At 55.8% G+C, this 14,455-nt stretch carries 8 protein-coding genes and 1 pseudogene; 7 read left to right on the forward strand and 2 right to left on the reverse strand.

The features are described from left to right. Window positions 1–692 precede the first annotated feature (692 nt). The 5 genes from AC1DM5_RS23850 (at window position 693) to AC1DM5_RS23870 (ending at window position 8,783) form a co-directional block, all read left to right on the forward strand. Window positions 693–4,367 carry a S8 family serine peptidase gene (locus AC1DM5_RS23850; protein ID WP_477975800.1) on the forward strand — a complete coding sequence of 1,225 codons (3,675 nt, stop codon included), beginning with the start codon at window positions 693–695 and terminating at the stop codon, window positions 4,365–4,367. Continuing rightward, complete coding sequence (locus AC1DM5_RS23855) at window positions 4,360–5,904, forward strand: hypothetical protein (RefSeq protein WP_477824138.1); 1,545 nt, start codon at window positions 4,360–4,362, stop codon at window positions 5,902–5,904. Before AC1DM5_RS23850 ends, AC1DM5_RS23855 begins: the two co-directional genes overlap by 8 nt. Next, window positions 5,897–6,799 (forward strand): hypothetical protein, encoded by a 903-nt coding sequence (locus AC1DM5_RS23860; RefSeq protein ID WP_477824139.1) that lies wholly within the window; start codon window positions 5,897–5,899, stop codon window positions 6,797–6,799. Before AC1DM5_RS23855 ends, AC1DM5_RS23860 begins: the two co-directional genes overlap by 8 nt. Window positions 6,800–7,034: 235 nt before the next feature. Further along, window positions 7,035–7,787, forward strand: a complete 753-nt coding sequence (locus tag AC1DM5_RS23865) for a hypothetical protein (protein ID WP_477824140.1) — start codon at window positions 7,035–7,037, stop codon at window positions 7,785–7,787. 27 nt (window positions 7,788–7,814) lie between these two features. After that, window positions 7,815–8,783, forward strand: coding sequence for a hypothetical protein (locus tag AC1DM5_RS23870; protein ID WP_477824141.1), 969 nt, complete (start codon window positions 7,815–7,817; stop codon window positions 8,781–8,783). 98 nt (window positions 8,784–8,881) lie between these two features. On the opposite strand, the gene AC1DM5_RS23875 is transcribed toward AC1DM5_RS23870, so the two are convergent. Then, entirely contained in the window at window positions 8,882–9,094 is a 213-nt protein-coding gene (locus tag AC1DM5_RS23875) for a hypothetical protein (RefSeq protein ID WP_477824142.1), read from the reverse strand. A gap of 189 nt (window positions 9,095–9,283) precedes the next feature. After that, window positions 9,284–12,493, reverse strand: a complete 3,210-nt coding sequence (locus tag AC1DM5_RS23880; RefSeq protein WP_477824143.1) for an NACHT domain-containing protein — start codon at window positions 12,491–12,493, stop codon at window positions 9,284–9,286. 234 nt (window positions 12,494–12,727) lie between these two features. On the opposite strand from AC1DM5_RS23880, the pseudogene AC1DM5_RS23885 reads away from it, so the two are divergent. Together AC1DM5_RS23885 and AC1DM5_RS23890 are read left to right on the forward strand one after the other, a co-directional pair. Then, a pseudogene (locus AC1DM5_RS23885) lies at window positions 12,728–12,997 on the forward strand (hypothetical protein); the annotation flags it as partial. 813 nt (window positions 12,998–13,810) lie between these two features. Next, window positions 13,811–14,428, forward strand: coding sequence for a glycoside hydrolase family 25 protein (locus tag AC1DM5_RS23890; RefSeq protein ID WP_477975802.1), 618 nt, complete (start codon window positions 13,811–13,813; stop codon window positions 14,426–14,428). Window positions 14,429–14,455 lie beyond the last annotated feature (27 nt).

Genomic DNA, 14,455 nt, shown 5'->3' on the forward strand with positions numbered 1-14,455 from the left:
CGGTGTTGCTGGATCCATCCGGCCTAAGATCTACGTCTCCCAGATAGAAGGAATTTCCTATTCCACACGAGCTCTGGAGAGATCTTGATCTTAACTAGACACGGCTTTTTTTGAAGTGTCATGAAGGTCTTGGCCAAAATTTCTGGGGCCCGTATTTGTGGCAATTCCAAAATGCAGTCGAATAGGCGGAATATTCGGGCGGCGAAGGCGATCTGAAATATTTCTCCTCGCATGACACGGCAACATCGACATCCCGCCGCTTCGGGCCATATTCACGTCTTAACGGAGGTTCCGAAGCTAGAATATTAGTCAGTGCCGGATTTAGTATTAAAAATAATTCTTGGTATGGATTAGCTGGCCTCTCCAGATGGTTGTGTTTTCATTCGTAATGTACTAAAACGAATATCGTTGGAAGAGGAATATCCATAAACTGACGTATTGACGCGCAATCTTTGGAGTTTGCGCGGTAGAACTTTGTCGTTCAGAGTTCTGAATCACTTCAGACGCACCTTGGTGCTTTGAAATACTTCAAGCGAGTGCGCGGGTGTCGCTGGAAACTCGACCTTTACGCTCTCCGCGCCAATGCACCCGACCAACGCGCGAAGTGATCACGACCACGCGTACGCATATTCGTGCATTCCATACACGAAATGACGCCAATTTCAGACGGCTTGCAACATGAGGAGGTTCCTGTGGCAGACGCTCCAACTTTACTGGTCAAAGTGTCCGGTGATGGAGGTCAGTTCATCAAATCGATGCAGCAATCCAAGGGTGTTGCGTCAATGCGGGCAGAACCAATCCTTACGGTTCCAGCAACAGGCACGCCCGGAGCCCCGCTTGCCGCCGCACCCGCCGGCCCCTCTACATGGCTGCGCATCAGCCAGGCCGACTCGACGGCCGGAAACCCGTGGGACCAGGCACACGCAATTCTCGATGCGGATCAGCCGCTATCGTTTTCAGGGCTTCCTGGCGTAGAGGCAATCGAGCCTGACCTTCCGCAACAGTGGCCGGTCGATCGCCAAAAACCAGGAAGCCCTTTCGCGGCCGCAGCCGATCAGGCAACCCTTTGCAATTTTGATGATCAGGACGGCGGCGGGCGGAAGGCGGTCGGTCCCGATGTCGCCTGGAACTTCGGCGACGACTACAGCCAACTCGCGGCTGCCCGGCAGGCTGTCGGCGTCAAGATGAGCAAGATCCTGATCGCTCACCTCGATACAGGCTACGATCCCTCACATCATCTCACCCAGCCGCAGAACCTGAAACTGGAGTGGCAGAGAAATTTTGTGTCTGGCGAAGGCAATGCGAATGACGCAGGCGACCATATTCCGGCAAACACAGCGCTCGCCAATCATGGACATGGAACCGGCACGCTCAGCCTGCTTGCCGGCAATAAGCTGAACGGCAATTCTCCTGGCTGGAAGTCCTTCAGTGACTACGTGGGAGGCGCGCCGCTCGCCAATATCCTGCCGGTACGCATCGCCGACTGGGTCGTACGCTTCACGACTGGCACAATCGTTCAGGGTCTCGATTATGCGCGTCAGCGAGATGCGAACGTGCTGTCCATGAGCATGGGCGGGTTTTCGTCACAAGCGCTCGCAGACGCCGTGAACCTGGCCTATGAGGCGGGTCTGGTGCTTGTTACGGCCGCCGGCAACAACTTCGTCAACCTGCCAGTGCCTTCGATTGTTTACCCGGCCCGCTTTCGACGGGTCCTTGCTGCATGCGGCGTGATGGCTGACGGTCGCGCTTATACCAATCTTGCACTTGGGACCATGCAGGGCAATTACGGACCTGACAGCAAGATGGACACCGCCCTTGGCGCCTATACGCCCAATGTTCCCTGGGCGCAGATCAGCTGCGGTAATGTCGTTGACATGGATGGCGCGGGAACCTCGGCGGCCACGCCTCAGATTGCTGCTGCTGCCGCTCTCTGGCTTGCTGAGCACTGGGACAAGGTGCAGAACTATTCCGAAAGATGGATGCGCGTTGAAGCGGTCAGGCATGCGCTGTTTACAGCTGCAACCAAGACCACGGCCAAAATGGACACCCAACAAACGAGGAAAACCATCGGTCAAGGCATCATGATGGCGGCCGACGCCCTGAAGATCGAACCGCCCTCAGAAGCGGAGCTCAAAAACAGGAAACTTCCGCCGGCATCCTCTACACTTGGCTGGCTGGACGGCGTCTTTGGCGGCGGCGTATCCGTTGCGCCGGATGATGTTGCGAGCAAACGACAAAAGATGCTGGCTCTCGAATTGACGCAGCTTTGCCAGCGATCCATTGAAGTGGATGGCGCGATCGACGATCCCGACGTTCCAATCGATCAGATCCCGGTCGATGCGCGTAATCGCTTTTTGGAAGCTGCCCTTGATGCAAAGCCATCGCGCAGGCTCGAAGCCTTCCTCACTTCCCTGCTCGGGCGATCCTCAACGGTTTCAATCGCCACGAAGCCGGGCTCCAGCGCAACGCCGGTGAAGCGAAAGGCATGGCGACCGCCGGTGCCAAACAGGCGGCTTCGCGTTTTCGCTCTCGATCCGAGCATTGCCCAGTCGCTTGCGTCAGTTGCGGTCAACGAGACGACCCTGTCGATCCCGTGGGACGACGCACCGGAGACGATTGAGCCGCTGCGTCCTGGCCCGGTCGGTGAATATATCGAGGTGGTCGATGTCGACCCCGCCTCCAATCGGTTCTATGAGCCCGTCGACCTTAATTCAAAGATCCTGCTTGCACAGGACGGGTGGTCACCATCTGAAGGCAATCCGCAGTTCCACCAGCAGATGGTCTATGCGGTCGCGATGACAACGATACGCCATTTCGAGCTTGCCCTCGGCAGGCGCGCGCTCTGGTCTCCACGGTTCGCAAAGATCAATGTCGGCGAGGAGAATGAGCGGCAGGAGATGTATGAGGTTCCGAAACTCAGGATCTATCCTCACGCCTTTCGTGGCCAGAATGCTTATTACAGCCCAGAAAAGAAGGCTCTGCTGTTCGGCTATTTTATCGCGAACTCACGCGAGGGCGATTCCACGCCGACGGGATCAATGGTCTTTTCGTGCCTGTCGAGCGACATCATCGCGCATGAGACGACGCATGCCCTCCTGGATGGCCTGCATCGCCGCTTCCAGGAGGCGTCCAACCCCGACGTCCCGGCGTTTCACGAAGCCTTCGCTGACATTGTCGCCCTGTTTCAGCATTTCAACGTAGCCGAGCTCGTCCGCTTCGAGATAGCACGAGCCAAAGGCAAGTTCGAAGCCCTCGAATTGTTGAGCGGCTTGGCAAAACAGTTCGGTGAGGGTGGGAGCAGAGGCGGGCCGCTCCGCGACTATGCGGATAACGGTCAAAAGCAGATGCGTTATGAGGACACGACGGAACCCCACGAACGCGGATCCATCCTCGTCTTCGCCGTCTATGAAGCGTTTCTCAACATCGTCAACCGCCGTGTCAGCGATCTCTTCCGGATTGCGAGCAATGGGACTGGCATACTGCCTGAGGGCGCGCTCCACCCAGATCTCGTCGACAGGCTGACGACGGAAACCTGTAAGACGGCTCAGCAGGTTCTGCGGATGTGCATTCGGGCGCTCGACTATCTTCCACCCGTCGATGTCACGTTTGGCGAATATTTAAGAGCCTTGATCACTGCCGATGTCGACGTCGTCCCGGACGATCCGTTCGGCTACCGCACGGCTTTCATGGAAGCATTCCGAAATCGCGGGATCCTACCTCGGAACGTCAGGACAATATCTCAGGAGTCCCTCGTTTGGGATTCTGCCTCCGACAGTCAGCCGGCGTGGCTGTCTGCGCTTCTTACGGGTCTCGATCTAAGTTGGGACCAGGGGGCAGACCGCCCCAAGTTGTTCAAGCAGAACCAGGAGAATTGTTGGGCGGTCTGGAACAGGTTGCATAAGATCTTTGCGGCCGATCCCGATGTCATGCAGGAGTTTGGCCTGGCTCCCGACGTCCCACGCTATGAGGAAAATGGCCATATACGCCGTGAGGCAAAGGGTGCCACGACGTTTGAGGTCCACAGCATTCGCCCCGCACGGCGGCTCGGGCCGGACGGCACATTCCTGACCGATGTCATTGCCGTTGTGACGCAGCGCCAGGCAAAAGCCTTTGACGGGCAGAATGTCGACAACGGTTTCTACTGGTTCCGCGGCGGCGCCACGGTCATCATCGAGCAACGCCCCAACCGGCAGCGCATCCGCTACATCGTCCTGAAAAACAGTGCGAGTGCCTCCCGCGATCAGAGGCAACAGGAGACCGTTCGCGACAACATCGGCTCGCCGTTGAGAAGCCTCTACTTCGGACGAACGGAGGCCGAGCCGTTCGCAATTCTTCATGCCGAACACGAGGTGCTCGACCATGGCTAAGACACCAACACACAAGGCGACTGCGACCGCCGACGGAACAAGGGCAGGTGCACTTGATCCCGTTGCACCCGTCATGACGGTCAGACATTATTGCCAGGGTCTCGGTGACTGCCACCTGATCCGCATTAAACGCGACAAACTCGACGACTTTTTCATGCTGATCGATTGCGGTGTCCATAGTTCCGTCAGCGGCGGCCCCGCAACGATCAACGCGATCGTCTCAGACATTTTGAGCGTCACCAAGAAGATCGACGTGCTTGTCGTGACGCATGAACATGTCGATCATGTTTCCGGCTTTCTCTCAGCCGCCGATAAGTTTGCGCAGTTCGCAGAAATCGGCGAAGTCTGGATGGGCTGGACCGAAAACCCCGCGGATCCGCAAGCAAGACAGCTCGACAAATTCAAGGGGCAAGCGCTTGCCCTGCTCAGCCAAGCCAGTCAACGCCTTTCAGCGGTTGGCGGGAATGACGGGTATATGGCGAACGTCCGGGACGGGGTTCAGAGTATCCTTGGGTTCAATTTTGGCGTGAAGGGGGAACGGGTTCGCAGGATGCGCGACGAGGCGGGAAAACTCGCCAAGACACAGCCCCCCGTCTATCTCGAACCCGGCACGCTGCGGCCGACCATCCCCGGTCTGGATGACTTGAGGATCTATGTCCTCGGGCCTCCGCGCGATGCTGCTCTTTTGAAGGTCACCGACCGGCAGTCGGAAATGTATTCACTTGCAAGCGCTTCGGCCGCGCCGATTGCAGCTGCCTTGCAAGGCTCCTTCGCTCTGACCATGGCCGGTGATCAATTCGTCGACGATCCAGCCGCGCCATTCGATTGGAATGTTGGACTTCCTCTCGATGGCCTGATGTCGGCTGAAGCGGATGGCGAGCTCGATCGCGCTGCTGTATCTTTCCTCGCGCAACATTATAGCGGTCAGCTACCCGCGCCGCCACGCACCAAGCGACAACGAAAGCCCGTGGATTCCAATCAAGTGGACCAATCCTGGCGGCGTATCGACCACGACTGGCTTGCCATGAGCTCGACGCTTGCAATGCAGCTTGACGACCAGACCAACAACACCAGCGTCGTCCTCGCCTTCGAGAATACCAAGACAGGGCGCGTTATGTTCTTTGCCGCAGATGCGCAGATTGGAAGCTGGTTGAGCTGGCAAAGCCTAAAATGGGATATCGGAGCAAACTCCGTGACCGGGTCCGATCTTCTGGCGAGAACGGTCTATTACAAGGTGGGCCATCACGGCAGCCAGAACGCGACCGCACAAGCCAAGGGATTGGAGCTGATGACCAGTCCCGATCTATCGGCATTCATTCCGACGAACCAGAAGGACGCGAAGAAAGTCGGATGGGGCGAGATGCCCTTCCACGGCATCCTCGACGCACTTGAGAAGAAGACGAGCGGTCGAACGGTGCGCGCAGACGACGTATGGTTGGGCACCGGTGCCTTCCCCCCTGCCCTGCAGACCCCCACCGGCTCGTTGCAGGCAGTCCGTTCCGGATCGCCGCTTTGGGTGGAGTTCGACATTGCGTGACGCGTCCGGGAAATCTTCTATGGGAAGAATGATCGTACGATACCTGCGTCATGCTGCGAGTGCTGCATTCATAGTGGCCGTACTCTATACGGCGGCCATGGCCGACGTCGCATGGGCGGCGGACGAAGCAACGCCGGCACTGGGGTTGTCGAACCTGGTCTATACGGCATCTGCCAAATCGCTCACCATGCTCTTTGTGACCGCCGTTGTTTTGGAGAGCGCATTTGCCGTCATCTTTAACTGGCGCGTCTTTCTCGCCTATTTCGACACAAAGGGCGTGAAGACCATCGTCATGATCGTGATCTCGGCGATCGTCGTATTCTATTTCAAGCTTGACGTATTTGCGAGCCTGATGGCCGCCTTCAGCCTTCCAAATCCGAGCGCCGATGCTGCCACCGTTGCAGCCAGCCTTCAAAATGAAGTCACAAACACGTCCGATACGTTGTCGAAGCTCATCACGGCTTTGGTGCTGGCCGGAGGCAGCAGTGGTGTTCATAACATGATGTACGCCCTTGGCTTCAGGAGCAACCGGGATACGGAGACAACAACCAAACCTGCACAAGACGAGGCCTGGATTTCAGTATCAGTGACATGCAGGACGGTTGACGGTCCGGTTCAAGTCAGCGTGCAAAAGATCGATGCCGCTCCAGATGGCATCGCTCCGCTCGCCCTAGCCGGTTCGGTCAGATTTCGGCGGCCAGCCCTCAAGGAGCTCTTGATGCGCAATCTCAATCGGTTTCCGCAGAACGGCGGATATGTCGTCGAGCCTGACAAGACCTATGCCATTCAGGCCGTGGGCGACAAACGGGGCGATTCGTCCGTTCAGGTCGCATCGCCTCCGCGATACTACAAATTTGCGCCGCGCGCTGTCGTGGATCTCGACATCGTCATTTAGGCTCTCAGGATGTCAAAGCCCGGTTCGCCTAGGGGCATCCGCTAGCTACTTCTGAGCGATCTTACGCGATCTATTCTCAAAACGGTGACGGAAATATCCAGCAAAAAGGCAAAGCATTTTTTTGCGCACAAGGTATAGGCAAATTACATTTGCCGTGCAATTCTACCGAGTACTGTCGTGGGGTGCCTTTTTTAAGAAATTCATTAGGGCGACAGTGGCCGGGGGGCGTTAAAAAATGCAGTTCTATTTTGTTGGCCATGCGGTACGTGCCGCGTGGAGTAAATCTGTGCATCTTTCAGTTCTCGTGGTGTGTTCAGTTGCTTTAAGCGGCTGTGTCGGCGCCGGTGATGTTGGACAATCTGAACTAGATATTCGGATCCGAAATTCGGATCCATCAATACAAAAGGCGGCATGCAGGAATACCTTTAGCTGCCCCACAATTGATGTTGGTCCTTCTTTTGCCGGGCGCGCCAACTATGCTGCTGCTCTCGCTGGGGAGTATATGCGATTGGCCGACGATGCTTCTCGCACTGAAGATCTTGCCGCGCTCGGTATCATATCGAGCGCTGGGGTGGCAGCGGGAGCTCTTCTCTATGACGCCAACGTCAATCTCCTGAAGGGAGCCGGCTTAAGCGCGGCTATGATCGCCGCTGGTCGCAACTATGCGAAACCGAGCGAGTCGGCTCAGCACCTGCTCAATGCAGCCGAAGGGATGCTTTGCGTGGCTAGCGCCGCCAGATCTACCGACCCTGCGGCCCAAGCCACCGCTGCTGGGCTTGTCGATGATGCGATTAATCGCATCAGGCTCGATTTGAGGAAACGATTGGCGCGGCAGGCGCCGAACTACCGCGACATTGTGGACGCCGCCAAAGCCTACGACGCCGACAAACATAGCGGAAAGCCCATGATGTTTTCGACACCCGAAAGTTTGGCAACAACGCTCGACGCCTGCGTCTCAAAGGTTGTGATCAATGGCGCTGCATCCTAGGCAGCTTGCAAGAAGGGGAGTTTGACCATGAAGCGACTTAGAGCGACCGTTGTGCTTCTACAGCTCGGTCTTTATTCGTCACCCGCGCTGACAGCCGACTTGTGCAATATGACGCAAATCGACACACATCGCGACGATCAACACACCAAGATCTATGCCTCCACGCACAAAGTGCGCTCGCTCTATTACGCCGCCGACATGGCGGTGAATACCGACGGCACACCGCGCTCCTATCATCCGGATGACCCTACCGCAAAAAAAGGACTGGCGTTTAACAACATAGCGAATGCCATTAACCGGCTCTACGACGCGAAAGGGGTTCGAATTACATGCGGTGACGACCCGAAAGATCGGCACGGCGCTTGCTATGAAACTTTTATCACTTCCTTCGAGGATGCTCGAGACTCCAAGTACAACCCATCTGGTCATGCTGTCATAAAGACCAAGGACATAATCCCTTGGAGACACGACGCGGCCTTGGGTCGCGATATGCCCTGCCTGAACACCGTCGAGCCATTTGTCGGTTATTTCATCTCCCAGACGTCGATCTCGGTCGATCCCGCAAAAGACGCCTGCGACCAAGGCCGTTATCTGGATAGTCTGAAATACAGGGCTGTGGTCCTGCCCTTAAAGGTTGACTGGAGAGCAGGCGGCATCAAAACGGATGACGGCGACCTCGTCATTATCAGGGATGTCGAGTCCGGCCGGATCGCCTTCGCCATTAATGGGGACAGGGGGCCGCCGGAAGGTATCGGCGAAGGCACGATTGCGCTCACTTCCTATCTGAGCGGGATAAAGGTTGCCGGGACCGAGACCTATGATGAGATAAAGAAACTCCATCGGGGCCGCGTCCAGTACATCACCTTTCCCGCTGACGACATAAGACCGAAGACCGGTGGTAAGTTCACACAGGATGACATCGATCGCGAAGCCGCCAAGCTCTTCAAAGATTGGGGCGGCGAAGAGCGTCTCAATGCGTGCGCGAAGCTGGATTAGCTGCGGTTATAACGAGACCGGCCATACGTGCTCCCGCTTCGAACCGCGGCGCTAACAGGCGCCTTCAGTTCTATATCGCGCTTCAGAAGGCGTTACGTCTATTTTTCTCGTGAGCCTGAGCAAAGCCACTGGTGGGGCGGGATCGAATATGATTCCATCCTGCCATGCCCGAGCAGATCGGCGACAATGCGCAACAGTTCGGTATAGTCCGATCGATTAATCAGTCCACGTTCTACGAGCGATTGCGTACATTGCAGCTCGTCTTCTACGACCTCTACCTGCTTTTGGGTGGCAGCCTTCTGTTCGCCCAAGCCAGTGAACGTTTGGTCAAGCTGTTCTGCGTTTGTTGCTTCTCGGAACTGGAGTAATCCCTACAGAGATCGACAAACGTCACGCCTTCCAGCCCGCCGATACGCTGGGCCGATCAGATTCGTGCCCGAGCTCCAGACCACGGACAATTGCAGGTCCACTATGCCGATCAATGTTCGAAAGTCGGGCAATTACAAAGAACTCTCATCCAGTTTCTTCAGCACCATCAGCAAATGTTCGACACCATAAGGGCGCTCTTGCGATCGGTTTTGAAGCATTGCGCGCGAAGTCGGAACATCGACAACTGCACTTACGACAGAAGACGCATAAAAGAGTGTGTCGCCGCTCGAGTCGGCCAGAAGGCGCACGCATTCGCCGGTTGACGCTGGCATATTGGCGAGCAGATTGGCGGCAATAATTGTCAGCCACCGAGATCCGTGATGAAACGCTTTCTCTACGAGATTTCGATCGAGACCCAGAGAACTTGCACGTGACCAATCGGGCTTGGAAATATCAGCCTGCCCAAGCTGGAAGAAGAGCGGTATGTGTGGGTTCCGGTCTAACCTGGAAATGATACTTCGGGCTTCTACGGCTAGGTCGACCGCGTCAATCTTTGACAGGCGAACCACCGCAATTACGGCTTCACGCACCGCGGCTTTGTCATATGCCGATTCCCATTTATAAACGTCTCTGGCTTCAACCTCAGCAAAGCCGACGAGGGCGGTGAGCGCGCTGAACTGCAACAGCCGTCGTGGTTCGTGGTCCATCTGTTTGGGCGACGCCGAGCTTCCATCCAAGATGGCCTCAGCTATCGCCCGCATGGCCTTATTGGCGGCCTGGGTCCATTCGTTGGGTTGGAGAAAACTTGCAATTGCGTCGACAGATGGCTGCCGTAAATTATGCGGATGTTGGCGGCTCAAGCCGTGAGCCTGCAGCACGGCCTCGATTTTTCCAATGAAGCCCATGTTGGTGAACGGCACAGCGGAGAAATAGCTTTCGACGAATTCAATCATATGCCCCACTGGCTGCGCTCTTAATGTCGCGATCGCGATGGACTGCAATAAATCCACATCGGTACTGGCTTGATGCGGAGGGAAAAGCCCCTTGAAACTGTACTTTGCTGGCTTGATCGCCAGTTTAAGCGTTCCGAGCACATGTTTAAGCCGGGAAGGATCGTAGAACTCCGCTCCTGCATTCACCGCGCAAGCCCAGGCAACGAGACGGACACTCACATTGTTGTCTTCCAGCCGTTGTGCAGCTAAGGGACCTACCGAATCCGGCCGGTTCTTTGCCAATGCTGCGAGAGCGGCACCAATGGAAAATCTGTCTGTCGAACCTGATGCGATTATAGTAAAGGCGATCGTGGCCAACTCGACGGCCTTGCTGGCATCTACTTCGGCGTCCCGGTCCCCTGCGAGCTCCAGCGCGCGCTCGATTTGACCTGCTCCACCCGAGCGCCACCGATCCACGTAAAGCTGTGCGAGTTCATTGCCGAGCCCAAGCCCACCCGCGAACGCTATCACCTCCTGGTACTCAGGTGCGTCGATGATCCGTTCGGCTTCCTGACGCCAGCCCGGTCCTATTGCGACTAAAAACCGGGCGGCGGCGAACTCCGCGAAGGTTTTGTGGACGAACGTCAGCAATCTTCTGTTCTCGAAGTTGAGTTTCTCGACTACTCCGGCGCGTTCCCAATGCAACAGACTTTGCTCGAACGGTTCCGCCGCACTTAGTGGCGGCAAGCCGAGTTCATTGGCGAGGCGGCTACGGATCTTTGCTTCGGTATCGCCCCAGCTCTGGATCGGATTGCCCGTAAGCTCCCACCCGAGAATGTCGAGGACACGCTCCGCAACCTTCGAGCTCACAACGCCCCTGCCCTCGGCGTCGCGAGCCTCGAAAAGGTCGATCATCGCCTCGTAGAGTTTCGTCTTGGTATCGGGAAGGCGTTTATCCCGGATGATGAGGGCAGCGGCCATTCCAAGCATTAAGGGCCGTGCAGCGATCGCTCTCCTGGCACCAACGGACGATAGTTCGTCTTTGATTTGTTGTCTTAGTGCCTCGTCGCCTTTATCAGCCCCTCCCGCTGCAACGATCAAATCGGCCAGGCTGCCTTCGGGATTATCGTCGCCCAGCGCATCCAGGCGATAATGTCGCCAGTCGGCAAGTCGCTTCGTATCATAGCCAATGGGCCTGGTCGTGACGACGATCGTCGCGCCTGGGTGACCAGCAGCGAAAGCCTCGAGCCTTCTGGCGACTTCGTCGTGAAGTGGGCCCGCTTCGTCCAATCCATCGGCTATCAAGACGAACCGACGAATCGCATAGCGGCGGAAGTCTGAAGCAGAGATATGCGCTCCGTCCAAGCCGTGCGCGAACAATGAGTCAGAAAAAGACCAGCCACCCTTTAACAAGGCGGCAACGCGTTTCAACGAAACGATCAGAACCGGAATGGTGTCGCTTGCGTATTCCCAGGCCAAGCGTTGGGCGAGCGTAGATTTTCCCATGCCTGGTCCGGCGACGATAACATTCAACCGATGGAAGCGCCCGATCCATTCACCATTGAACATCGCCGTGTCCGAACCGTGCTCGTCTCGTTCATGATACTCGAACAATGCAGTCAATGGGTCCCGTGTTTTGGGTACAGAGAGATCGAAGGGAAAAACGACTGGCGGCAGCATCGCAGCCACCTTAAGCTTCGCGACGGCCGCCGGAAGATGAATCGTTCCGTGGATAGTTTCCACCCAGGTAGCGAGCTTGACGATCATTCCCGAAGGAGTCTCGTCGTGTCGCAATCCAATGCCGGCGGCCCGAAGAAGTCTGACGATTGAGGGCAAGGTCCACCGTCCCCTCGCTTTCATCAGGGTTATCGCATCCTCGTAAAGGTGATTGAGGGAGTGCTCCGCATCTTCCTCTTTTAGGCAGACCCAACGCATTGCTTCCAAGGCGTTCCGCCGGTCCGCTCCATCGGTATCGGACACGCGAATGGTGACAATCCGCAGGAACGCGCAATGCGCCGGATTCCGGCCCGTTGCTTTCAGCCTGGCAAGCCACTCGCCGCCAATTTCGCTGAGCGAGCCTTCAACGCCCTGACCGATCTTGACGATGTCCTGCGCAAGTTTGTTCCGAATGTTGCCGCTTGACTCCCCGTTGACCAGTAGAATTCCGCAATCGATTTTCTTTCTGGCAATGCCGTCGACGAGTCCCTCGAGTGCGCCCCAAAGATCGTCCCCCTTCTGCAGGTTTTTCTTCGACTGAACCTCGACTTTTTCGCCCCCTGCCAATTCGAGGCCGATATCATCTCCGGGTCCTCCCGTCTCTGCCGTTATAGCGACCGGGGTGTCGTCAATGACCTTGTTTAGCCAACCAATCCTTGTCCCTCGTAGGAGGTGGGCAGCGGCGATCACCATCGCCTTTGCATGAAGCTCAGTCCCGCCCGCGAGACCAGTCCCACCTCCGCGACGATCCGGCTCTTCCTCTGTAGTTGCGGATGAAGCATCTTGATGATCGTTGCCCTGATGAACCATTCACCCTATTCCCTCCGCACAGCTCGAAATTGGCAGCATTCCGACAGCGCCATCCTGATCAGAATCGAGAGTTGTTTAGCTGCAAATGGTTGAGGATTTTACTGGCCCAAGAACCGGACGGCCTTCTATGGGGCTTGGCGTCTGGCCATCCAGCGCTACGGTATCTATAATCGCTATAGCGGTTGCGGTGCCACCAAAGGGCTATTGCCCCATGGCCCGCATAATGTCCGCGATGTCCTCGCCGCCTACATTCTGAAGCAGACCTGTTCGCATGAACAGGCAAGTTACGCGATCCAAGATACACCGGACATGATCCGGCAGCGCTACGGTCGGTTTTTGCCACAGGATAAGTCGGCGCTTGCAGCCCATATTCTGAATCAAGTCTGAGAGGCCGCCGCTTAACGTCAGCATGAGGGTTCTTGTCTGGAGGAAAGACGCTGTCAGCCTACTCCTGATATAAGCGGTCCTTCGTTTCGATCTTTAACTTATTGTTTTCGTTCATATGCGATCGAACGAAAGGTCGCCATTCTGACAAAACCATGATAAAAAATGAAAGCAGCAAGGGCTCCTCAAATCGCTTGGTTTATTCACGAGGTTGCGGGCAAGGGATCAGTGCCTTCGCTTAGGATCGCAAGGTACCGCCTATAACTGAAGACGCGACCTCGTTTACAGCCGGTCACCTCCTCAACCACACCAAAACCCTCTAAACGGAGGTTTCGACAAAGCGGCCATGCCGCTGACTGGGTTCGGAATCAGACATGGCGCGAGTATGATTTTGAGCCGCTATTTAAGCAAGCCGCCGTCTTTTTTAAATAAGGAAAACGCTAAGGTAAGCAGCCTTAAATAAGCGTCGCCCAATTCGGCAGAGAGCCTCTGACGGGAAAAGGAGATGATCTTCTTGGAGCGCAGCTCCTATACATCGATCTCGCCCTTCAGCGATAACGCACTGTCCTTGGCGACAGCCAGCAAATAGCGCCAGCATTCAGTGGCCAGCGGATCGCCACGCGTTTTTGTCAGTTTGCTGACGTTGTCCTAAAGCCAGAGGTAAGTTGTTACTTCATATCGTGATGACGTACTAAAGCAAAACAACTGGGTTTAAAAATCGAACCCTCTATATCTTCAGATATAACGCATTGACATTGAGTTGTATAAATGTAGATATATGTACAAAATGTATTGGTGCCGCTGGAGATCATTACGATGCAGGGCGCAAATGTTATCCTTGACATATCTCACCACAACGGAAAAGTAAAATTCGATAAACTCGCAGCGTTGGGTATTGTGGGAGTAATCCACAAAGCTACACAGGGACAGTCTGGAGTTGATCCAAATTTCGCTTCCAATAGAGCAAAAGCTCTCAGTGAGGGCTTGTTGTGGGGTTCTTACCACTTTGCAACCGGCAGTGACGGCCTTAAGCAAGCACAACACTTCCTTGATACTGTTCAAGATTTCGACACTACTGTATTGGTGCTCGATTTTGAACCCAACCCGACCGGCCCAAGCATGAGCCTCGAGGAAGCGCGAGCCTTTGTCACCCATGTCAAAGAAGTCACCGGCCGTTATCCGGGATTTTACTCAGGCCACTACATCAAGCAGCTCTTGGGCACAGGCAACGATCCGATCCTCGCACAATGCTGGTTTTGGCTTGCGCAATACGGGCCAACCCCCGTGGTTCCGCCGAACTGGCCAACATGGACGATGTGGCAATATACGGATGGAGCATTCGGTCCCGAGCCGCATGATGTAGGAGGAGTTCGGTTTGACCGCGATACCTTCAATGGAAGCGCGCAAGATTTGAAAAACTTTTGGGGAACTTGAGCAAACGGCACACTGTGAATCGATTTT

This window comes from Rhizobium sp. 01T437 (assembly GCF_056398505.1).

Excerpts from the sequence above, each read along its gene's own strand:
- AC1DM5_RS23855 (WP_477824138.1), top strand. The coding sequence starts at position 4,360 with ATGGCTAAGACACCAACACACAAGGCGACTGCGACCGCCGACGGAACA.
- AC1DM5_RS23865 (WP_477824140.1), top strand. The coding sequence starts at position 7,035 with ATGCAGTTCTATTTTGTTGGCCATGCGGTACGTGCCGCGTGGAGTAAA.
- AC1DM5_RS23870 (WP_477824141.1), top strand. The coding sequence starts at position 7,815 with ATGAAGCGACTTAGAGCGACCGTTGTGCTTCTACAGCTCGGTCTTTAT.
- AC1DM5_RS23880 (WP_477824143.1), bottom strand. The coding sequence starts at position 12,493 with ATGGTGATCGCCGCTGCCCACCTCCTACGAGGGACAAGGATTGGTTGG.
- AC1DM5_RS23890 (WP_477975802.1), top strand. The coding sequence starts at position 13,811 with ATGCAGGGCGCAAATGTTATCCTTGACATATCTCACCACAACGGAAAA.